The 19,609-nt window shown below is 65.3% G+C and carries 24 protein-coding genes; 8 read left to right on the top strand and 16 right to left on the bottom strand.

What is annotated here, in order from left to right; genetic code table 11:
* Positions 1–9: 9 nt before the first annotated feature.
* The 8 genes from A3CE_RS0144635 to A3CE_RS59085 form a co-directional block, all read right to left on the bottom strand.
* Positions 10–852, bottom strand: a complete 843-nt coding sequence (locus A3CE_RS0144635; protein WP_020646621.1) for a hypothetical protein — start codon at positions 850–852, stop codon at positions 10–12.
* Positions 849–1,709, bottom strand: a complete 861-nt coding sequence (locus A3CE_RS0144630; protein ID WP_020646620.1) for a type II secretion system F family protein — start codon at positions 1,707–1,709, stop codon at positions 849–851. The genes A3CE_RS0144635 and A3CE_RS0144630 overlap by 4 nt, the downstream gene beginning before the upstream one ends.
* Positions 1,706–3,055, bottom strand: coding sequence for a TadA family conjugal transfer-associated ATPase (locus tag A3CE_RS0144625; RefSeq protein WP_020646619.1), 1,350 nt, complete (start codon positions 3,053–3,055; stop codon positions 1,706–1,708). Before A3CE_RS0144625 ends, A3CE_RS0144630 begins: the two co-directional genes overlap by 4 nt.
* Positions 3,045–3,851: a hypothetical protein gene (locus A3CE_RS0144620; RefSeq protein WP_020646618.1), complete on the bottom strand. Its 807-nt coding sequence runs from the start codon at positions 3,849–3,851 to the stop codon at positions 3,045–3,047. The genes A3CE_RS0144625 and A3CE_RS0144620 overlap by 11 nt, the downstream gene beginning before the upstream one ends.
* Positions 3,848–4,495: an SAF domain-containing protein gene (locus tag A3CE_RS0144615; protein WP_026469464.1), complete on the bottom strand. Its 648-nt coding sequence runs from the start codon at positions 4,493–4,495 to the stop codon at positions 3,848–3,850. The genes A3CE_RS0144620 and A3CE_RS0144615 overlap by 4 nt, the downstream gene beginning before the upstream one ends.
* Positions 4,492–5,376: a hypothetical protein gene (locus tag A3CE_RS0144610; protein ID WP_245589707.1), complete on the bottom strand. Its 885-nt coding sequence runs from the start codon at positions 5,374–5,376 to the stop codon at positions 4,492–4,494. Before A3CE_RS0144610 ends, A3CE_RS0144615 begins: the two co-directional genes overlap by 4 nt.
* Positions 5,370–5,780 (bottom strand): hypothetical protein, encoded by a 411-nt coding sequence (locus tag A3CE_RS0144605; protein WP_020646615.1) that lies wholly within the window; start codon positions 5,778–5,780, stop codon positions 5,370–5,372. Before A3CE_RS0144605 ends, A3CE_RS0144610 begins: the two co-directional genes overlap by 7 nt.
* Before the next feature lie 264 nt (positions 5,781–6,044).
* A complete protein-coding gene (locus A3CE_RS59085) occupies positions 6,045–6,386 on the bottom strand; it encodes a DUF6355 family natural product biosynthesis protein (RefSeq protein ID WP_063714273.1) in 342 nt (113 codons plus the stop codon).
* 230 nt (positions 6,387–6,616) lie between these two features.
* On the opposite strand from A3CE_RS59085, the gene A3CE_RS57075 reads away from it, so the two are divergent.
* Together A3CE_RS57075 and A3CE_RS57070 are read left to right on the top strand one after the other, a co-directional pair.
* Entirely contained in the window at positions 6,617–6,970 is a 354-nt protein-coding gene (locus A3CE_RS57075; RefSeq protein WP_125592344.1) for a hypothetical protein, read from the top strand.
* Positions 6,971–7,156: 186 nt separating this feature from the next.
* On the top strand, positions 7,157–11,074 hold the full coding sequence (locus A3CE_RS57070) for a P-loop NTPase family protein (protein ID WP_125592346.1): 3,918 nt from the start codon (positions 7,157–7,159) through the stop codon (positions 11,072–11,074).
* Between the two features lie 16 nt (positions 11,075–11,090).
* Here A3CE_RS57070 and A3CE_RS0144590 read toward each other — a convergent pair whose 3' ends face one another.
* Genes A3CE_RS0144590 through A3CE_RS0144575 form a run of 4 tightly spaced genes read right to left on the bottom strand, consistent with a single transcriptional unit; the run spans position 11,091 to position 14,378 of the window.
* On the bottom strand, positions 11,091–12,266 hold the full coding sequence (locus tag A3CE_RS0144590; RefSeq protein ID WP_020646612.1) for an FAD-dependent oxidoreductase: 1,176 nt from the start codon (positions 12,264–12,266) through the stop codon (positions 11,091–11,093).
* The gene (locus tag A3CE_RS0144585) at positions 12,263–13,393 is read right to left on the bottom strand and encodes an MAB_1171c family putative transporter (protein WP_020646611.1); all 1,131 of its coding nucleotides are present in this window, start codon (positions 13,391–13,393) and stop codon (positions 12,263–12,265) included. Before A3CE_RS0144585 ends, A3CE_RS0144590 begins: the two co-directional genes overlap by 4 nt.
* The gene (locus tag A3CE_RS0144580; RefSeq protein ID WP_020646610.1) at positions 13,384–13,935 is read right to left on the bottom strand and encodes a hypothetical protein; all 552 of its coding nucleotides are present in this window, start codon (positions 13,933–13,935) and stop codon (positions 13,384–13,386) included. The genes A3CE_RS0144585 and A3CE_RS0144580 overlap by 10 nt, the downstream gene beginning before the upstream one ends.
* Positions 13,932–14,378, bottom strand: a complete 447-nt coding sequence (locus A3CE_RS0144575) for a hypothetical protein (protein WP_020646609.1) — start codon at positions 14,376–14,378, stop codon at positions 13,932–13,934. The genes A3CE_RS0144580 and A3CE_RS0144575 overlap by 4 nt, the downstream gene beginning before the upstream one ends.
* A gap of 152 nt (positions 14,379–14,530) precedes the next feature.
* Between A3CE_RS0144575 and A3CE_RS0144570 the strand changes: the two genes are divergently transcribed.
* Positions 14,531–14,983: a winged helix-turn-helix transcriptional regulator gene (locus A3CE_RS0144570; protein WP_020646608.1), complete on the top strand. Its 453-nt coding sequence runs from the start codon at positions 14,531–14,533 to the stop codon at positions 14,981–14,983.
* Here A3CE_RS0144570 and A3CE_RS0144565 read toward each other — a convergent pair whose 3' ends face one another.
* From A3CE_RS0144565 to A3CE_RS52785, 4 genes are all read right to left on the bottom strand, one after another.
* Positions 14,984–15,613, bottom strand: coding sequence for a prepilin peptidase (locus tag A3CE_RS0144565; RefSeq protein ID WP_020646607.1), 630 nt, complete (start codon positions 15,611–15,613; stop codon positions 14,984–14,986).
* A gap of 97 nt (positions 15,614–15,710) precedes the next feature.
* Positions 15,711–15,896 (bottom strand): hypothetical protein, encoded by a 186-nt coding sequence (locus A3CE_RS0144560; protein WP_020646606.1) that lies wholly within the window; start codon positions 15,894–15,896, stop codon positions 15,711–15,713.
* A gap of 82 nt (positions 15,897–15,978) precedes the next feature.
* Positions 15,979–16,155 (bottom strand): DUF397 domain-containing protein, encoded by a 177-nt coding sequence (locus A3CE_RS0144555; RefSeq protein ID WP_020646605.1) that lies wholly within the window; start codon positions 16,153–16,155, stop codon positions 15,979–15,981.
* Entirely contained in the window at positions 16,152–16,988 is an 837-nt protein-coding gene (locus A3CE_RS52785) for a helix-turn-helix domain-containing protein (RefSeq protein ID WP_020646604.1), read from the bottom strand. The genes A3CE_RS0144555 and A3CE_RS52785 overlap by 4 nt, the downstream gene beginning before the upstream one ends.
* 179 nt (positions 16,989–17,167) lie before the next feature.
* On the opposite strand from A3CE_RS52785, the gene A3CE_RS57065 reads away from it, so the two are divergent.
* The 5 genes from A3CE_RS57065 to A3CE_RS0144530 all read left to right on the top strand — a co-directional run bounded on the left by A3CE_RS57065 (position 17,168) and on the right by A3CE_RS0144530 (position 19,608).
* Positions 17,168–17,398: a hypothetical protein gene (locus tag A3CE_RS57065; RefSeq protein WP_125592348.1), complete on the top strand. Its 231-nt coding sequence runs from the start codon at positions 17,168–17,170 to the stop codon at positions 17,396–17,398.
* A 434-nt stretch (positions 17,399–17,832) separates the two neighbouring features.
* Positions 17,833–18,165 carry a hypothetical protein gene (locus A3CE_RS55740; protein WP_084641989.1) on the top strand — a complete coding sequence of 111 codons (333 nt, stop codon included), beginning with the start codon at positions 17,833–17,835 and terminating at the stop codon, positions 18,163–18,165.
* A gap of 24 nt (positions 18,166–18,189) precedes the next feature.
* A complete protein-coding gene (locus tag A3CE_RS59080; RefSeq protein ID WP_020646602.1) occupies positions 18,190–18,555 on the top strand; it encodes a hypothetical protein in 366 nt (121 codons plus the stop codon).
* Positions 18,546–19,328 (top strand): Scr1 family TA system antitoxin-like transcriptional regulator, encoded by a 783-nt coding sequence (locus A3CE_RS52780; RefSeq protein WP_084641988.1) that lies wholly within the window; start codon positions 18,546–18,548, stop codon positions 19,326–19,328. The genes A3CE_RS59080 and A3CE_RS52780 overlap by 10 nt, the downstream gene beginning before the upstream one ends.
* Positions 19,329–19,341: 13 nt before the next feature.
* On the top strand, positions 19,342–19,608 hold the full coding sequence (locus A3CE_RS0144530; protein ID WP_020646600.1) for an HC3 family zinc finger protein: 267 nt from the start codon (positions 19,342–19,344) through the stop codon (positions 19,606–19,608).
* Position 19,609: the final 1 nt, after the last annotated feature.

Here is a 19,609-nt window from a genome sequence, read left to right as displayed (position 1 = left end):
CTTCTCCTCTCAGGTGTGGAGCATCAGGTAGAGGCCGGGAAACGCGAGGAAGGCGATGAACGCCAGGCCCAGCAGGGCGACGGGCATGTCCATGCGGTCCGAGCGGACCGACGAGCCGGTCTTGCGGTCGGCGAGCTGCTTCTCGTCCAGGGCGGCGGCCTTGGCGCGAAGGGTGTCGACGATGCTGGCGCCGTCCTGGCCGGCGCTGGCGATGATGTGCCCGATGTCCTTCAGCTCACGGACGCCGGTTTCCTCGGCCAGCTCGGCGAAGCCGTCCCACGGCATCCGGCCGCGCAGGGTGGCTTCGTCGATGGCCAGCTTGATCCGCCGAAACGCCCAGCCCGAGCCGAGCGTGGCCGGGTAGCGCAGCGCCTCGACCGGCCCACGGTCGCCGAGCCGTCCCAGCGCGACGAGCCGGCAGTAGGCCGCCAGCGCACCGGCGAACGCCGCTCGGGCGTGCTTGACCTTGCTCTTCAGCACGATCACCGGCAGCTGCCACCCGAGGAACGCGCATCCGACGGAGGCCGCGCCGGTCAGCACGATCGGCGGCGCAGCACCGACCAGCGCCAGGACGACGGTCAGAACCGGGATCCACAAGGCACCGACGAGCAGCAAGCCGACCCGCTGGACCACAAAGGACTCCCGTGACTGGCCGACCAGCGCGAGGTCAGCGGGTTTCGCGATGAGCTTCAGCCGGTCCGCCCGTGCGACGAGACCATGGCGTAGCCCCTGCGGCGTCTCGTGGAGCACGTCGGCGAGCCGTGGCCGCGTGGGTGCGAAGGCCGCCACAACCAGCGTCACGCCAATCGCCGCCACGATCGCCAGGGTGATCAGCGCTGCTTCGGTGCTCATGGTCGCTCCCGGCAGAGGAATCGCGCTGCCGGAGGTTCGACGCCGAGCCGGCGCAGCCACACCACCGCAACGCCGACGACGCCGAGCACCCCAGCGAGCACCAGCTGGCCGCCGACCGAGCAGTAGACCGAGGTGTAGCTGTCGCTGCCGAAGACGGCGAAGCCGACGAACATCACGGCCCACAGCCCGAGCAGGATGCGAGCCGCGGACCGCCGCCGGGCCCGCTCGGCCTCCGCGTCCCGGCGGGCCGCGACGTCGGCGGCGATCTGCCGGGCCAAGGTGGTCAAGAGCTCGGCGGTGCCGGTCCCCTGCCGGTGGGCGACGCAGAGGCCGGCCGCGGCGGCGTCGCCGATCTGGTCGTCGAGGTCGTCGGCGAATTGGAGGAGGGCGTCGGCGACGTCCCAGCTGCGCAGACGCTGGCCCAGCGTCGTGACTTCGGGACTGATCGCGAGCGGCGCGTCGTGAGCCGACCCTTGCAGCGCACCGACAAGGCCGGCGTTGCCCGCGCGCAGGACGTCCGCGAGGCGTCGCAGCCAGTCCTCGAGTGCCTCCAACCGTTCGATCCGGTCGGTGGCGACCTTGCCGGCGCCGAACAGCCACGGCAGGAAGACACCGGCTGTGGCGATGGCGAGACCGGCGACCGGCCAGCCGCTGACCAGCCAAACGAGCGCGCCCGCACCGGAAGCCGCGGCCCATCGTGCTGAGCTGCGTCGCCGGGTCGACCACCAGGCGAGGAATCGTCGGCCGCGCCGGAACGCCGGCACATCGTTCGGCTCAAGACCGTGGATGCCGAGGACAGCCAGGGTGAGACCCAGGCCGACACCTGCGCCGGCCAGGGTCAGGACGAACTCGGTCATCGTGGGCTCCGATCGGTCAGCCAGCCGTCGCCGCTGCTCGTCAGCCAACTGCGGTCGAAACCGCCACGTTCGTAGTCCTCGATGTCGGTCGGCAGGTTCCCGGTCGGCACGGAACGCCGACCCTCCGCCGGGGCGAAGAGGAACGTGCGGGCCGGTCGCCCGTACTCCCCTGGCTCGACAGCGACGATCTCGGCGATTTGGCGATCGAGACGGCCGGGCTCGTGCACCAGGTCGACGTGGACGATCAGGTCGATGGTGTTGGCGACGACCTCGTAGGCGAACTCGGGCGTCCAGGCCGCGTTGGTCTCCAGGCAGAGCAGGACCATGCGGTGGATGGCCTGCGCGGCGCTGCGCGCATGCAGGGTGGACAGCGATCCGGCCCCGCCGGCGGCGAGGGCGTTGAGCATCGGGACGATCTCGCCTCCGCGGACCTCGCCGACGACCATGCGTGCGGTGTGCATCCGCAGCGACTGCCACACCAGCCGTGGGAGGTCGACGCCGCCGACCGGCCTGCCGTTTTCCCAGCGCTCGGTGTTGCCCTCCCGTTCCTCGAAGGCGACCACCGCGGGGAACCGGTCTCGATGGCGGTGCAGGCCGAGCTCGAACTCGGTCTCCAGCGTCGCGAACCGCTCGGTGGGCGGAACCTCCCAGCACAGCGCCCGCAGCAGCGTCGTCTTCCCGGCCTTCTGGCGGCCGCAGATGACGATGTTCTTCTCCGCCCGGACCGCCGCGCGCAGGAGCGCGAGCTGTGCGGTCGAGAGCATGCCGCGCTGTCGCAGGGCTTCCAGGCCTGCGGTCGGCAGCCGGTGCCGACGGATCGAGATGTGCGGCCGGTCGGTGACGCCGATGGCTGCGGCCAGGCGTTCCCCGCCGGGGAGCTCCATGTTGAGCAGGGGGCGGGCGTCGTTGATCGTGTGCTCGGTGCGGCCCATCCGGGCGGCGATCCGCTGCAGCCACTGCACGACAGCTTGGTCGGTCGCGGCGATCCGCGGGGCCCGGCCGACACGTCCGTCGTGGTAGGACAGCCACACCGGGTCGCTGCCGATGATGTCGATGTTCTCGACCTCGTCGTCGGCCAGCAGCGCCTCGAGCCGGCCGAGGCCGAACATCTCCGCCAGCACGGCCGAGCGGACCGTCTGCTCCTGTTCGAAGTCGAGGAATGGCCGCCCGGAGCCGGCCCACTCCTTGATCACCGTCGCGAGGACGTCGTCGAGCAGGATCTCCGCGACCGCCCGCTCATCCCGTTCTCCCGACGCGATCTGCTGCTGCACCAGCGGCGCCAAGCGCTGCTGCACCCGGTCGACGACCTCGTCGATGTCCGCGAACGCGGCGACGTCAACGGACATGGCCGTTCACCACCGGCGGTGGCTTCCGGAGCCAGCTCATGCGCTCCATCGCGCGGCGACCGATCTCTTCTGCGGTTCGGCGTGCGTGGGTCAGGAGGGGCGATGTCTCGAACTTCCGGCCGGGCCGGTGCAGGTCGGTGAACTGCGCCGCGCAGGTCGGGTCCCAGGGCAGGGCGCCGACGACGTGCAGGCCGAGTTCCTTGCCGATCTCGCTGTGCGGGAAGCGCTGATGGGTGCGGGGATCCGGGTCGATGATCAGGACGACGAGCCCTTCGTTGTCGAAGACGCCGTGCTCCTCGCGGAGGACGGCCGCGGCTTTCGCGAGGGTCTGCAGCGAGCCGCGGCAGTTGCGCACGACCGCGACGACGAGGTCGGCTTCGGAGAGCACCGAAGTCGGCGTGGAGCGGCTGCGGAACCGGCCGCAGTCGGCCAGGACGTCGACCGTCTCCAGGTCCAGGAACAGCGAGGTCAGGCGGCGCCAATCCAGGCTGTCTGTCTCTCGCGGAGAACTCACGCCGGCCAGCAGGTGGTGCCGGCCGGTGCCGTCCGGCAGGACGAGCAGCTGGCTCGACATCGCCCGGTGCAGCGGCATGGTCCGCGCCTGCAGCATCAACTCGAACACGCCGGTCCGGCCGTGGCTGCCGTCCGGGTCGAACACGCCGAGGGCGCGCCCACCGGTCGGGTCGCACTCGGCGACCACCGCATGACGCGGCCAGACCCAGGTCAGCGCCATCGCCGCCGTCGAGACGCCCGGGCTGCCGTTCACCGAGATAAAGGAGATCAGCACTTCGATCACCGATCCTTCGGCAGCACGACGATTGCGACGCCGCCGGCCGATGCCCGCGAGGCGAGCTGCACGCCATTCGCTTCCGGTACGACGACGTCCACCACCTGCGTCGAGGTCGCGTCGCGATCGCTCACGCTGATCACCGCGCCTCGGACCGGCGGCCATGCGTCGGCACCGGCAGGGACCAGAAGGATCGGCTGGCGCGGCTGCAACGGCGCGGCGGGTAGCTGGCCGGGCTTCACCGGCACGCCGATCAGCTGCTGCCCGGCGCCCGGCACCGTGGCCGAGCCTGCGACCGCGTCGGGCGTCACGATCTCGCCCGGCTCGAGGTCCGTTGGGGCCGTCCGCCCGACGATCTGGAACCGCTGATCCCACGGCATCGGCCGAAGGCCTGGGTCCGGCCGGACCTGGACCTCGCGCAGCGCCTCGGCGGTGATGACCTCGCCGTAGCGAACCGGCCGAGCGACACCGACCGCGGCCACTGCGTCGTCCGTCGCCCGGAAAATCCAGACGATGCCCGCGGCCGAGACCGCCGACAGCACTACACCCAGCAGGACGAGCAGCTTGGACCGGCGACGACGCGGCGGCCGGAGTGGAACTGGCGCAGGCGGCGTGTCGGGCATTCCGCGCAGCTGCTGTACCCGCGTGCTCATCGCGGACCCCGGGTGTTCAGTGTGCGAATCTCGCGGACGGGAAGGCGCGCCGACGAGGTCAGCGTCATCGTCCGGAACGCGCTCTGTCCGCCGCCGGACCAGCGGATCTCCCAACGGCTGGTCGCGTTGATGGCAGCCACTCCCCCAGCGACCAGGCCGCGATAGACGTAACCGCAGGTCGGCGACTGCTGCCCGGCCAGGCCGTCGGTGAACTCGGTACCAGGTCCGGTGCAGCTGGTGGTTGCCCCGTCTCCCATGGACCAGTCGATCTTGGCCAAGGTCGCCGTGGCTGTCACGGTGATCGAACCCGCGCTCGCGGTCCGGGTGATCGGCCCGACGGTAGCTTCGCGACGAGCGGTCCACATCCACACCGGGAAGCCGATCGTCGCACCATGTGGGGACTCCGCCGGTGGCGCGAGCCGGATGTCCGGAGCAGACAGCCCCATCGCCGAGATGGCCTGTTCGGCCAGCTCGGCCGGCGACACCTGCGGCACCACGACAGGCTGCCCGTTCGGCGCGAATACCACCCGCGGCCAGCCCTGCAGTGCTCCGCCGCCCTGGCAGATCAGCAGCTTCAACGAGCCCTCGGACGGCGAATGGCCACCCCACAGAGGATCGCCCGCGGGCGGCGGTGTCCACGGCTGGTCGACGCACGCGGACTGCGGCCGCCCGGATGCGTGGCCACCAGCTTGCTGGGCCGGTCCCGATCCCTGCTGCGGGGACCCTGCTGCTCCCGGGCGACCCGGATCGGTGGCCTCCACCCAGCACATCCCGCGGGTGCCGGCCGACTTACATCCGCCCGGGCCTGCCTGGCCGTACGCCGTCGCGGGCAGGGCGGCGGTGACCAGGCCAACGGCCAGGAGGCAGCTTCCTTTCAACATGGTTTCTCCAGGCGTGGTTGGACTTGCTGGACCAGCCAGCGATCGGGGTCCGAATAGCGGACGAGCTGCGCTTCGAACTCGTACCGCCGCGGCTGGTCGGGGTTGTCGAGGTTTCGGCCGGACTCACCGGCCTTGTCGCTGACGAGGTGCTCGTCGGTGGCGTCGAGGCAGTCGGTGACGACGACCCGGGGCGGCTCGCCCAGGGACACCGAGGTCACCTTCGGCGCCCGCCGGTACCGGCCGACAGTGTGTGCCGGCACGGAGGCGAGGTTGGCGACCTCGTTCACGTAGTCCGTCAGCGCCGGGTCGGCCATCGCCTTCGCCAGCTCCGGGCGCCAGTCTTTCTCGCGAGGTGTACGACCTGCCTGTTCGCTGATCTGCCAGTAGAGCTCGTAGGCAGCCAACGCAGCTCGGGAGGCTTCATCCTCGGGCCGGACGGGCTTCGAACCCGACGGCAGTGACACCCCGGACGGCAGGGTGCTCGGTGCCTCCTTCTGAATTTCTCCCGTACAACTCACCAATCCCGCCGACACGAGAATAAGCCCCGCCACCGAGAACCAGCTTTGCATCATTGTTCAACCTCTCTGACGAACCGTTGATCAGGTTCATCAAACCGGGCAATCGAGACGTCATGAGCCAACACAGTTCTATTCACTCGAATGTGTGCTTCACTCCGGCCCGTAGTAGCCGGGAGCACATCCGACGCCACCGTTCCACCAGGCGCCAGTAACACGCCATCTGATCACTGGCTGCAGGTCCGTCACGCCAGGGCCGACGCAGTAGTGGTAGATGTTGCCCCAGATGTCCTGGACGTCAAGCATGACGGTGGAACCCGTGCCACCGTCACAATGCCGGTACACGCCCCAGCTCTGATACCCGCAGGAGTCCCTCAGACCGAAGTGGACGGCTGCGTCCGCGGCCGGCGTCAACGCTGCACTGAGCGTGGCGATCACGATCGAGCCCGTGACAGCAGTCCGGCCCACCAGCCGAACAGATTTCGGATTAGACATTTCGACCTCCAAACCGGATCAATCTGCCGCTATGAATCCGGTCTACAGGCCACTGTCCCACGCACTGCAAACGGCGCATGACACGGACTTTGGAGTACGTATGAGTTGCCGCTGAAATTCACTCTTCATCGCAAACACCCGAGACCGCCTGTCGACGGTTGAGGACGACAGGACTAGAGTGGGATCGGGCTTGCCGTTGTAGTTGATCAAATCTCGACGATGGGGCAACTATGAGTGCTGCGCGTGTCGCGTTGGTCGTCACCTGTGGATTGGCGGCAGCGCTGACAACATGGTTCGCGATCGCACGCTGGGACGACGTGAACAAGACCGCGACGATGACGTCGGCGTTAGGTGCGCTGGCAGCAGTGGGCGTCGCAGTATGGGCCGCGGTGCGCACACCGCCAGCCGGGAAGTCGGCAACGGTGTCCGACACCGGCCCAGCCAGGGCCGATACCGGCGGCAAAGCGACCACCGGTATCTCCGGCAAGGCGAGCGTCCTCGATGCTCGCATATGCGTGGAGCGCACAGGCCGAGCCGAAGCTTCTGGAGGAGGGGACGCGGTCACCGGCATCCAACTGGATTGACATTACATTTAACATCGCTCGACGAATTCCTGGATTGAACAAATGCCAAAGGAACAGCCGAGCCGGAACACTGTCACTGACAGCGGCGCAGCCACTGCACCTGGCGGCTACGCCAACTCCGGCGTGCATCTCGGTGACGTCAACTTGGTGACCGGAGTCCCCGTGCGAACGCGGTATCGCGAGCAGGTGAAGCGGATCGCTCCGCCCCAGCTGGTCGGACGGGACACCGAACTCGCTGAACTGACTGAGTTTTGTCGCGCACCTGAGACGGCTGGCAAGTACTACTGGTGGATTGGCAAGGCATGGTCAGGCAAGTCGGCACTAATGTCGTGGTTCGCGCTAAAACCACCTGAAAACGTCAGAGTTGTGTCGTTTTTCGTCACGGCACGACTGGCCAGCCAGAACGATCGAAATGCGTTCATCGACAACGTGATGGAGCAACTGCTGGCCGTTCTTGGCGAGACGATGCCTCCGTTCATGACCGAGTCCACGCGCGAGGCGCACCTGTTAGGCCTCCTTACCGAAGCAGCCGAGTGCTGTCACCGTCGCGGCGAGCAGTTTCTCCTCCTCGTCGACGGGCTCGATGAAGACAGAGGGGCACACGACAGTTCAGACTCACACAGTATCGCCGCCCTTCTCCCTGCGGAACTACCAGCCGAGATGCGTGCGATCGTCGCCAGTAGGCCGAATCCTCCGATCCCTACCGACGTACCAGCGTTTCACCCACTACATGACCAGTCGGTCATCCGTCGATTAGCACCCTCACCGAAGGCGCAAGTCACGCGAACAGCGATGGAACGTGAACTGAAGCGACTGTTGCGCGGTACAATCGCCGAGCAGGACTTGCTCGGCCTGGTCGCCGCAGCAGGCGGCGGACTGTCTTCGCCGGACTTGGCGGAGCTAACCGGATCGTCAACGTGGGACATCGACGACCATCTACGGACTGTGACCGGACGGACCTTCTCTATACGCAACAGTCATCTTAGCCCCGACGGAGCCAATGTATTCCTGCTAGGCCACGAGCAGCTTCAGGTCACAGCCTTGGAAATGCTAGGCGAACGTCGCCTGATCGGTTACCGCGAGCGTATCCACGCATGGGCTGGTCAGTATCAGGAAAAACAATGGCCGACGGAAACCCCAGAATATCTGCTTCACGGTTACTTTCACATGCTTCAAGCAGCCGGCGACGCGCGAAGAATGACGAACTGCGCTACCGATATCGCCCGCCAGGACCGCATGCTCAGCTTGTCAGGAGGCGATGCACTTATCCTAACCGAAATCGCCGCAACCCAAAGCATGATCGCGAACCAAGTCGAACCAGCCTTAGTTGAGATGGTTCGCCTTTCCATCCACCGAGATCGCCTTCTCGCCCGCAACCGAAGCATTCCAACAGAGCTACCTGCCGCCTGGGCAGCACTGGGTCAAATAAAGCGAGCCGAATCCCTCATTAGATCAATACCCGAACCTGAAGATCGAATCTACGCATCGATTTTTGCGGCCACCTCATTAAAGCAGCATGGCGCCACCGAAGAAGTTAGAGAACTACTTAGCACTGCCGAAGCCGCAGCCGCCGCTGTCGCGTCCGGACCCGGAGATCACGCAGATGTCTTGTACGCGGCCGTCGAGGCGTTGATCAACTTCGACAACATCGATCGAGCCGAGACCCTTGCGCGTTCCATCAATTGGTCACCAGGAAAACCGTCAGGGCTAGAATTGGTGATCGATAATCTGATCCATGCTGGCAAAGTGGAGCACGCCGAAGCAATAGCGCAATCCATAACCGATCCAAACAGCAAAGCAAGAGAATTGGGTTTGGTAGTCAAAGCACTCAGCAAGGCCGGCCACATTGAGCACGCTGAAGCAATAGCTGCTTCGAGTAACTACTCAGTTTTCCAGGTAAGACTACTCGCAACAATCTCGAAGACATTGATTGAGATCGGCAAGCACAAACAGGCATCCGAGCTCCTTGAACGCGCCGAGACCATCGCGGGTTCTGCAGCCCCCTTCGAGCAAGTGCAAGCACTTGCTTCCATCGCCACCACTCTCGCCTTTGCGGGCAACAGTGACGAGTCAAACAAAATTACAGCACGCGCTGAGACGATAGCATACGCAGCACCTCGACCCGAGCGCATACAGATGCTGGTGACCGTAGTCGAAACTCTGGCGAGGATTGGCAATTGTTCGCACTCCGAAGCAGTCGCGCGTTCAGTCCCGGACGCCGACTGGCGAGCAGAGTCCCTCATATTTGCCATACGATCCTTCCTCAAATCAAATGATGTCGGTCGCGCTGAAGCGATTGCAATGGGCATATCAGATCTTTTCTATCGAATTCATGCGCTCATACCGGTAGTCGAAGCATTAACCGCGACTAACAAAGTCGACCACGCCGAGATGCTTGCATACTCCATCAAAAATAAGTTCGGCCGATCCGAGATACTGGCATCCATCGCAAAATCGTTGATCAAGATTGGCAATCTAATCCGCGCCGAATCCATCGCCACTTGCATTATCTCCGACTCCGAAAAGATTCATATCCTAGAACTACTGGCTGGAGCGTTTGCAAAATCCGGGGACTTCAGTCGCGCACTAAAAATCGCGCACCTCACGGATGACCCAGGCCAACAAGCCCAGATACTCACTTCAGCAGCCAGGGCCATGACGATCATCAACGACCACAGAGCCGCAAGCGACGTCCTTCAACGCAGCGAGAACCTCGCTCGATCAGTCAACAATCTTGAACGTGAGGCAAAAGAACTGATTTCGCTCGCCGACAAGCTGATAAGCGTCAACCTGCATAGTCAGGCACGCTCCTTCGTAGAACGCACAAAAACTATAGTCGACCACATGGCCGACCTAGAAATGCGCGCACGAGCGCAAGTGTCAATAACTGACATCCTGGTCAAGTTGGGGGACCTCACACAGGCAGAGATGGTGGCGCGCAGTATTACAATTCAAAGTTATCAGGGGAAAGCAATGGGTTCAATAGTCGAGGCGCTAGTCAAGGCTGGCCTATTTGCTCAGGCAGAACCACTTATTCAATCAACTGACGATTATGCCAAACAAGTGAAAATGCTTGTTTCGCTAGCCGAAGGTATGAGCAAATCGGGCAAGCCTGCACCTTCACAAGAGACACTCAAGCGCGCACTAAATATGGTTCTGTCGCGCTACGATGACCCCTCTAAGCATAACGAACTCCTAACCCTAATACTCGTCGGTTTTATCAGGATCGGGCACCTCGAACCCACTGCGGCAATTGTGCGAATTATGAGCCCCGGCGAGATGCAGAGCACCGCGGCCGCAACTGCCGTCGAGGCCATGATTGAGGCAGGATTAACCAGAGATGCAGAGAGACTGGCGCGCTCGATCGTCGACCCCATTGGCAAAAACCATGCACAGATCTCAATTGCCAGGAAGCTCGCCAAGTCTGACAACAATAGCCGCCTTGCAAATATGGTCCAGACGATTATCTCTCTAACACGCTCCCAGGCCAGCGTATCCGACTTAGAGCTACTCATCCAACCACTAATCAAAGCTGTTGCCGAAAATTGTGACATGAGAAGCGTCGAGGCTATCGTGCAATCTATTGCCGACCCTGTCTTACAAGTTCAGGCGTTGACTTGGGCTGCCGAGGCAGCTTCTCAAACAGAATCAAGGGAGCAGCCACACAAGCTCCTCACTCAAGCCGAGGCAATCGCGCGCGCCATTACAGACCACAGCGATTCGGGATTGGCGCTAGATATTCTGACCGAAGAGTTGGTCAAGCAGGGCAGACTCGACCACGCCGAGGAAGTGGCGCGTTCCATTTCCGGCGGCGACTGGCAGATAGACGCCCTTTCCGTCGTAGCTGGCGCACTATTAAAAGTTGGAGAAACCGATCGCGCGGAGTCGGTCACACGTTCGATACCCGACTCCGACATACAGGCCCAATTATTAATCAAAGCAGCCCGAAATTGCACTCGCCAACGCAGAGTGCAGGCCGTCGCGGAAGCCTTAAGAATCTCAAGCTGGCACCAAGCAGCTCCAGATGTAATTCAAATTGAGCCAGATGCAATGATAGTAATCATAGAGGAACTGGATCGCCTAGCGCTGCAAAGACAGCACTAGATCCTCGGACATGCAATTAGTCCGTCCAGTCGACGTGGTGCTGGGTGAGCCATGCGGCTGTGTTGCGAGGCCCGCCCTCAAGCCGCTTCCTGATCGCGATGTCGCGGATGATCCGCTTGATCGGGCCAGGAGTCGCCGTGCCGCCCATCCTCGCGCTGGTCGCGACCAAACGCTCGACCCGCTCCCGGCGCTGCTGCTCGTAGGCCCGGAACGCCGCCACCACCTCGGGCGCGTCGCGTAGGCACTTGGCCAGGACGACGGCGTCCTCCATCGCCATCGACGCACCGTGCCCGGCGTTCGGCGCCGCGGCGTGGGCGGCGTCGCCGATGACGATCATCCGGCCGGCGTGCCACCTCGGCGTCGAGGCGATGTCGTAGCCGTTGCTCGCGCGGATCTGCTCCGACGCCTCCACGATCGACGCCGCCGGCGAGCGGTCACGGCGAAGCAATGCCGTCGCCTGCCGCTTCCACTCATCTAGCGACGTCGACGCCAGTTCTGCCTTGGACAGCTCCGGACGCGGCAGGTTCACGAACCACCACGTCTCGCCGTCCGGCGCGGTTGTGTAGGCGAAGAAGACGCGCTTGCCGTAGATCATCCGGTACACACCAGGCAAAGGCTCGACCGGCGCCTGCCGGGCGTAGCCACACAACACGACCGTTCCCGTGTAGCGCGGCTCGGGCGCGTGCGGGTCGATGATCTCCCGGGTGGCCGAGTGGATCCCGTCGGCGCCGATCAGCAGGTCACCTACCTGGCGGGAACCGTCCTCGAAGGTCGCCACCACCCCATTCTCGAGGCCAGTGTCGACGTCGTCGAGCCGCATGCCGTGCTCGATCTTGATCCCGCGCCGGGCGGCCTCGTCGTGCAGCACGCGGTACAGCTCAGCACGCTTGATGGTGTGCGGCCCGTACGCGCCGGCCGAGCCGCCGCCGATGGGTGCTTCGCCGAGTCGCTTACCCGAGCCGCTCCAGAACAACGCGCGGTCGGCGGGGAAGGAGGCCTGCAGCACCGGCTTGTCAGCCTCGATCGCGTTCAAGGCGTCGAAGCCGTTGTTCATGATCGTCATGAACGCGCCAACGTCGTCCGCGCCTGTCCGATATGCCTCGTACACGACGGAATCGATACCCGCCTTCTGCAGGGCCATGGCCGTGACCGGCCCTGCGATTCCGCCACCGATGATCAGCGCCTTGGTCATCCCGCTCTCCTCGTCTCCAGGCCTCGCGCCAGCTGCACCAGCTCGCGAACGTCCGACTCCAGTCCGTCCCCGTCCGGCAGGGCGACCGGAACCGCCTTCGCCGGAACGTGCTCACCGGCCGCGTGCGCAGCGAGCGCCTCCTGCAGACGGCTCGGCAAATCGGCGGAAGCGTCGGTCCGCGCGAGGTACGGGCTGATCCGGACCAAGCCGTCGCGGCATTCGACGACCCGGCGGTAATACCGGCGGTGCGTCCCCCGCAGCCGCAATGCGTCTCGCCACGGCGCTGCCGGCACACGATCCAGTGCGTCATCCGGAAACTCCGAGTGCAGCACCGTCCACAGTGGCGCAAGTTGCCGGTACCCGCGGCGGTGGCGCCACCAGATCCGCACCGCACCCAGCCTCGTTACCACAGCCGGGTAGGTGACCCCGGCCAGAAACAGCAGAACACCCGGCATCAGCAGGACAGTGACGGCGAGCGCACCTACAACCGTCCCGGCTGACCCACCGCGATCGGCGACGCCGACGTGAAAGATCAACCCCAGCACGATCGCGGGCACGAACACGCAGTTCGCCAAGACGATCGCGACCAGGCCGACGGCCGCGATGCGCAGTCCACGGGCCAGCCGCCCGCCCGCTTCACGCGCGTACCGCCAGGCCCAGACTGCCGCTGTCGCGAAGCCGAGTGCCATGAAGACGTCGGCGGCGATGAAGAAGACCGCCACGCTGGGCACCGACTGGTCGTTGGTCCGGGCGGACGCCGGTGTCGCCAGCGCGGCGACGAGAAGCACGCCCTCCGCCAACAGGAGCAGAACTGCGTACCAGCCGGCGCGTCGCCGGGCGGCTGTTCGGTTCCCGGTCGAGAACAGGAAGAAGCACACGAGGCTGTACACGCCGACCAGCAGAAGACCGTGCTGGATCAGCCGCGCGATCATCGGCGCCAGGCCTGCCACATGGGCGCCTTTGTCGGCCGCAGCGCCGAACGGGAACGCCAAGGCCAGGCACGCCACGAGCGCTGTCACGCTACGCAAGGCGAAGTTCCTCGGGTTCCGCGCCAGCCTGGCGGCCAGCCACAGCAGCAGGGCGGCTGACACGATCCCGTACGCGAGGACCAGAGGTGTCACAGCCACCCCAGCCGGCCTTCGAGCGCGGCTCCCATTTCCTGAGCCGCCTCGCTCGATCTTCCGCTGACGCCGACCTGGTCCAGGACCGACGCCCATTCCAGGATGATCGTCGCCGTCGTCTCGGCCTCACGCTCCTGCTCGGTGTCGTAGGAGGTGCGCCGCAGCGCCCGGCGAACGGCGTCCGGCTCGAGATCCGGATAGCGCTGGCGCAGGCTGTCTGTCGACATGTCCGGGTACAGCCCGGCCAAGAGCTCGTCATCGCACGGATCGCTCTCGTGGCCGGCCAGCAAGTGGCCCAGTTCGTGCAGGATGATGTGGTTTTGGTGCGGCTTGCTGGTTTCGCGCTGGTAGAGGATGTAATCCGCCGGGCGGGTGCTGATCCACACGCCGAACGGACCGGGCACCGGAATCGAGTGGGCGAGCAAGCGGATCGGCTTGCCGCGGCGGTCACCCACGCGTCGGCACAGCTCGAAAACGTCCAGCGGAGGCCCGATGTCCAGGTCCTTCAGTAGCCGCCGGCACCGGCGACGCAGCAGCCGCTCGTTCACCGCTCCCCTCGCTCCCGAGCAGCCTGTTGGTCTCGGTAGACGACGTCGAGCAGGTCCATGACGAGCTGACGGCGATCCGGCGTCAGCTCGCCCGCGCGCATGGCGATCCGCTGCGCCTCCTGGTCGCCAGAGTTCGCCTTGAGGCGTTCCTGCTCCGCTGCCAGGTCCCGGAGCTGCTGGTCGACGCGATCGGTCACGTCGTCGTCGAAGAAGTAGTTGACCGGCACTCCGAAGAACTTGGCCAGTCCCTCGACGTGCTTGATCGTTGGGTTGTCCCGCTTCCGCTTGCGCAGCTGCCAGATGTACGTGCCGGAGATCTTCGTGCCGGCGACCGTGATCGAGTCCGCCGCGAAGTCGTTGCTGTACTCGTCACCGCCCGGCGATTTCGTGACGGCGAACAGGTGGTTCAGCTTGTCCGCGAAGTCACGCCCGCGTTCGGCCATCACCCCTCCTCAGCTCCCCTCGACGGTACCGCTCACCAGGCGACTTAACTGAAATTAAGACCTGATCAGGTGAATGCCGACGCGATAGTTGAGACGTGACCTGCGGAAACTTAAGATCAACAGCCTGGGGTGATCGAACCGGGGAGGGAACGATGACTCGACCGAGCACACAGGCGATCACCGCCGAGGACGCCGAGCGCCTGCGCAAGCTGCATGACGCGAAGCAGCTCTTCGGCGGTGACTGGATGACGGCGATCCTGCTGGCACTGAAGAGCGGCCCGAAGCACTACACCGAGCTGCTCGACATTGTCGGCTCGCTCAACGACGCCGCAGCGGCGAACAGCTGGTCCGGACGGCCACGAGTGCTTCATGCCAGCGTCCTGACGCGGACATTGAAGACGATGACCGCCGACCGCTTGATCGTCCGCGACCAGGAGGCGGGCGTGTTCCCGCCGTCTGTCGTCTACTCGCTGGCCCCGGCAACGCGGGAAGCGCTCGAAGCCATGCAGCCGCTGGCCGACTGGGTGAGTCAGCACGCGGACATCGTCGACCAGGCACGGCATCGCCGGAGCCAGGACTCGGAAGGGGACCGACGCTCAGCCTGATCAGAGCTGGGCGAGTGTGCCGCACGCGAAGGCGGCCACGATCATGGACGGCCCCATCGGCACCTGGCCCTCCCGGAACGAGTACCTCCGGAGCAGCACGCCGATCAATCCCGCTACCGCGGTGAGGACGTACGTCGCGAGGAAGCCGCTTAGGACCCAGGGCCAGCCGAACCAGCCCAACAAAATACCGACACTCGGAGCGAGCTTGACGTCTCCAGGTCCCGGTTGACCGGTGATCAGGTAGGACAGCAGCAACGCTGCGCCCCAAGCCGCACCGCCAACGAGAGCGCGCAGGCCGCATCCGACATCATCGCCCGCGATCGCGGCAACGATTGCGGCGACAACAGTGGCGCCGCACAGCGGGAGGCTGAGCAAGTCCGGGATGCGGTGCTCGACGGCATCGACGGCCGCAGCCGGGACACCCAACAAGGCGAATGCAGCGCCGAAGGCCATGGCGACCGGAGTCCAGAGCGCCACGACCGCGCCCGCGGCCGCGACGACAACGATCACCTCAGCGACCCACGCGCCCGACAGCTTGGAGTTCATCGACCGGCGCAGCAGGCACACGGTCACCGGCGTGAGCGCCAGGCCCGCGGCCAGTCCGACGGCCAGACGAAGCATCCCCGTCATCCGGCACCCACCCCGCGATCGCCGCACCCGAGGTGATCATCGTAGGAACGGGGCAGCTCGCTCGCCACCGGTGATCGTCAAGGCTGCCGAGCAGGCTTTACGACGAGCAGGCTGCCGACTTCCGCCTGAAGCTGGGAAGGCCGTCCGGCGCCCCGGTGACGTCTTCATCGAGGACGTGGAGTTCGAATCTGGCGGTGTCGTAGCCGCCGGCCTCCCAGGCGAGGTCGCTGTCGCCGATGCGCCACTCGCAACCGGTGACTCGCTCCCTCAGCAACCACGCCACTTCGACCTCCCGAACCCACGACCTCGAACGACGTGAACCTACCACGCAGATAGAACACGCGTTCGATGAAACAGTGCGCGGGTCAGGCTTTCGTGAGGCGCTCCAGGAACGCGCCCCAGGCAACCTGGTCAACCGCAAGCTGCCCGTCGGACGGCGCCTTCGAGTCACGCACCCCGACGTCGTCACCGAGGCGCACCTCAACGCAGTCCGCGGTTTCGGAGCTCCAGCTCGACTTGAACCAGCCGGTCGAGTTCGTCATTTCTTCGCCTCCATCAGCTCGTTCTTCACCTTGGCGATGAGCTCGAGGCTCTTCTCCTCGCTCATCGCCTTGCTGCGCGCCACCTCGGCCTTCCGCCGATGCACCGCAATGTCTTCCTCGGCGTAAAGCATCAAGCCGCCGCGATGCAGCTCGAGATTGATGATCGACGGCGCCTGAGCCGAGTCGAACAGGATGAACGATCCAGTCAGTACGGGTGTCCATCCGGCTTCGAACGGGATGATCCGCACCTTGACGTTGGGCAGCTCGATCATCTCCGAGAGGTACGTCAACTGCTCGACCCAGACGTCCCTGCCGCCGATGACATGCCTGATCGCCGCTTCACCCAGCAACACATCAAGCGTCGCCGGTGACTTGCGGGTGATCAGATCGCGCCGACCGATCCGGATGGCCACGCGTTCATCGATCTCGTCGGCGGGCACCTCCGCGTCGACCATGATGGCGCGAATGACCGCGCTGGTCTGGAGAACGCCGGGGATCAGCAGCGGAGCCAGGTGTGTGACGGTTGTCGCCGTCCGCTCCGCAGCCAGCAGCGCGTTCATCTGCTGCCGCTGCTCCACGACCGTCACGGCATGCCAGCGGCCGCTCTGCTCCGCATTGGTCACCATCGCCATCAACTCGGCGCCGGCATCGTCGCCGATACCGAGCGCCTCGACGATCGAGGCGACGTCGTCGGGCTTGGGGTTGCGCTCGCCGGTTTCCCAGCGCGAGATCAGTCCGGAATCCGACTCCTTGCGACCGATGAGCACGGCCAACTTCCGCAGCGAGACTCCACGCGACTCCCGCGCCTCCTTCAGCGCGTCGCCGAGGTTCATCGGCGCCTCGCGGTGCTACCAGCCATGCAGCACATGCTAGTGCAGGTGGAGCCGACCGCAGAGGTCACCCGATCAGGTCATTGCGCAGCCTCGCTACCAGCGCTGACACTTGCTACCAACATTCGGTAGCACTGTCAGCGCCCAGCTCATGGCCCTGACAGCCTAACGGGGAGGCGCACATGCGAGGACACCACTGGAGCGGAACACCGCTGATCGTCCCCGCACGAACTCCCGCCGGCTCGGCGACGCAGGTCACATTGGGCCTGATCGACACGACCGACGGGCCTGTCCGCGCCGTCCGGGTCGGCGCCGACGGACCGCCCGCCTTCCTGCCCCGGCAAGCGATGGCCGAGCTGGTCAGCCACGCCCAAACGATGCTGACCCTCGATCTGCCGGGAGACCGCAGATGACCGCTCACGGGTCCGCCGCAGCGGCGGGATGACAGCCCGCCCCCTGATCAGCCCGGTCGGTGCGCTTGCCCCGACCAGCGCACCGGCCGGGTGTTCACCGTTCCTTTCGATCCAGCTTCACCGCGGAGATTCCACGATGGCTACCGCACCGACAAGACGCCCGACTCCCCCACGCCTGCTGTGGGTCACTGAAGCGTCGACCGGCACCAACCACCTCGTCACGGAAGCTGCTTTCGTCGACGGAATACGAGCCTCCGGCTCGTACCGCGGGATCTGCGGCGCCGAGTTCTCTGCTGCGCCGATGATCGCTGCTCCGCGCCGCGCGTGCTCGGCGTGCCGCGGGCGCCTTGTCGCCGATCGAACGTCCTGCCGCAGCAAACCGCGTGGCACCTCGTGGTGGCGACGCCTGCGACGCCCCAAACCCGGGAGGCACAATGACCGGCTCTGATCGCTGGGACGAAGCTGTCCTCGCATGGGAGGGCGGCAGCGCGGCCATCAGTGAGTCGCGTAACCGCGGCTGGGAATGGCGCGCCACTCCAGCCGGTTCGAACACACCCGAGTTGCTCGTCGGTCATCGGACAACAGATGCTCACCACGACGTCGTGCGCATCGAAATGCTGGAGACGCCACCGCACGCGATCGGCGCCCGTTTTGCTTTTGGTGACTGGGGAAAACGAGAAGCACTCCCCCTGCGGGGACCTGTCGACGGCCCACCAGAAGTTGTCCTGCGTCAGGTGATGGGCTGGTCCGACGATGCGCCGCACTGAACTTTCCCGAGGTGGTGGAGCACCGTGGCGTCAACCACGATCGCCTGGCCGTCCGAAACCGACCTGTCCGTCGCGGAGCATCCGGACTACGCCCACCTCTGCAGGGTTCTCGCCGGGCTGCGCCGACTCTCCGATAAGGACAGACCGACTGTCACGCCCGGAGCCCGCATGACCCGCGACACCCAGAAACTCGTCGACGCTCTCGAAGCGACTCAGCTTCGAATTTCCTTGCTGGTCATACAGCTTCGAGACGGCACTGCGACCCCGGAGGAGCACCACAACCTCGCCGACGCGGTCGGCGAACTACCCGACCTGCTCCGCTCCCACGGCGATGACGTCGCCGCCGGGATCATTCCGGCAGCCCGTGACATGGAACGAGAATGCGCATGACCAAAGCAAGCCCCTGCCTGCCAGCCCTGCTCGCCTTGAGTGCCTCTCTGCGTACCGCCCGAATCGCAGAAGGACTGGGGCTGCGCCAGCTGGCACACAAGCTGGGAATCTCAGCCCAAGCCTTGTCTCTTTGGGAGACGGGAAAACGCGCACCGGCGATCGAGGACGTGGCCCACGTCCTCGGGTTTCTCCGAGTGAGCCCAGTCGAGTACGGCCGCGTCATGCGGCTCCGGCGGCAGCTTGATGACCCGGTTTCCATCGAAACCCTGGACGCGGGCTCGACGAGTCAGCGGCGAACCTTGGAGGCGCTCGCGGTTCGCACCTTCGAATGGGCGCCACACGTCGTCCCAGAGCCGCTGCAGACGTCGGAGTACATCCGGGCGATCGCGCAGGATCATGCGGCGAAACCGGATGATCTCGATCAGGCGGCCTTCGAACACCAAGTCCGGCAGCTCGACCACGGCTGGACCGGCCACCGCACCGTTCTGGTGGGCGCCGCAGCCTTGGCCCCGGCGACCGAACCGCAGCTACAAGCTCTTCGAGCGGCAGCCAACCTTCCCGGCCTGGTAGTCAAGATCGTTCCGCCGAGTGTCGCGAAGGCGATCGATCCGTTCACGATCTATGAAGGCCAGGCCAGCGCCTTCACCGTCGCACTGCGACACCAAGAAAACGTCATCTTCATCAACGAACCCGACGCAGTCCAGAGCTACCGGTCGACGTTCAAGGCTCTCGAACGTGGGTCCGTCACCTGCGCCGACTTCCGGTTTCCCTGATCGGAGCGTCGCGATGACCGCACTGATCTACCTCGACGCGCAGACCGTTCACCCGGTCATCGACGGCGAGTGGCACCGCCTCGCGGGAGCACTCGAGGCGGCAGAAGTGATCACCACGCTGTGCGGTATTACCGACACGCCGGTGTTCATGCCGTTGAGCGAACGGCGGAATCACGGCATTCCCCGGCAATGCGATGCGTGTGACACGATTTACCGGCGGCGCCAAGGCATCCCGTCACGACGAGACCGGCTCAGCGGCCGTCGGCCCGCTCAGGAGTAAC

Origin of the sequence: Amycolatopsis balhimycina FH 1894, assembly GCF_000384295.1 — a bacterium.
GTDB classification, from domain to species: domain Bacteria; phylum Actinomycetota; class Actinomycetes; order Mycobacteriales; family Pseudonocardiaceae; genus Amycolatopsis; species Amycolatopsis balhimycina.
This window is presented reverse-complemented; position numbering and strand designations above follow the sequence as displayed.

Bases quoted from the DNA above. Each gene is read 5' to 3' on its own strand.
- A3CE_RS52780 (WP_084641988.1), top strand. From the start codon at position 18,546: ATGCGCATGACCAAAGCAAGCCCCTGCCTGCCAGCCCTGCTCGCCTTG.
- A3CE_RS0144635 (WP_020646621.1), bottom strand. From the start codon at position 852: ATGAGCACCGAAGCAGCGCTGATCACCCTGGCGATCGTGGCGGCGATT.
- A3CE_RS0144610 (WP_245589707.1), bottom strand. From the start codon at position 5,376: ATGTTGAAAGGAAGCTGCCTCCTGGCCGTTGGCCTGGTCACCGCCGCC.
- A3CE_RS0144575 (WP_020646609.1), bottom strand. From the start codon at position 14,378: ATGGCCGAACGCGGGCGTGACTTCGCGGACAAGCTGAACCACCTGTTC.
- A3CE_RS0144615 (WP_026469464.1), bottom strand. From the start codon at position 4,495: ATGAGCACGCGGGTACAGCAGCTGCGCGGAATGCCCGACACGCCGCCT.
- A3CE_RS55740 (WP_084641989.1), top strand. From the start codon at position 17,833: ATGACCGGCTCTGATCGCTGGGACGAAGCTGTCCTCGCATGGGAGGGC.
- A3CE_RS57075 (WP_125592344.1), top strand. From the start codon at position 6,617: ATGAGTGCTGCGCGTGTCGCGTTGGTCGTCACCTGTGGATTGGCGGCA.
- A3CE_RS0144570 (WP_020646608.1), top strand. From the start codon at position 14,531: ATGACTCGACCGAGCACACAGGCGATCACCGCCGAGGACGCCGAGCGC.
- A3CE_RS57065 (WP_125592348.1), top strand. From the start codon at position 17,168: ATGCGAGGACACCACTGGAGCGGAACACCGCTGATCGTCCCCGCACGA.
- A3CE_RS52785 (WP_020646604.1), bottom strand. From the start codon at position 16,988: ATGAACCTCGGCGACGCGCTGAAGGAGGCGCGGGAGTCGCGTGGAGTC.
- A3CE_RS0144565 (WP_020646607.1), bottom strand. From the start codon at position 15,613: ATGACGGGGATGCTTCGTCTGGCCGTCGGACTGGCCGCGGGCCTGGCG.
- A3CE_RS0144555 (WP_020646605.1), bottom strand. From the start codon at position 16,155: ATGACGAACTCGACCGGCTGGTTCAAGTCGAGCTGGAGCTCCGAAACC.
- A3CE_RS0144630 (WP_020646620.1), bottom strand. From the start codon at position 1,709: ATGACCGAGTTCGTCCTGACCCTGGCCGGCGCAGGTGTCGGCCTGGGT.
- A3CE_RS0144530 (WP_020646600.1), top strand. From the start codon at position 19,342: ATGACCGCACTGATCTACCTCGACGCGCAGACCGTTCACCCGGTCATC.
- A3CE_RS0144590 (WP_020646612.1), bottom strand. From the start codon at position 12,266: ATGACCAAGGCGCTGATCATCGGTGGCGGAATCGCAGGGCCGGTCACG.
- A3CE_RS59085 (WP_063714273.1), bottom strand. From the start codon at position 6,386: ATGTCTAATCCGAAATCTGTTCGGCTGGTGGGCCGGACTGCTGTCACG.
- A3CE_RS0144625 (WP_020646619.1), bottom strand. From the start codon at position 3,055: ATGTCCGTTGACGTCGCCGCGTTCGCGGACATCGACGAGGTCGTCGAC.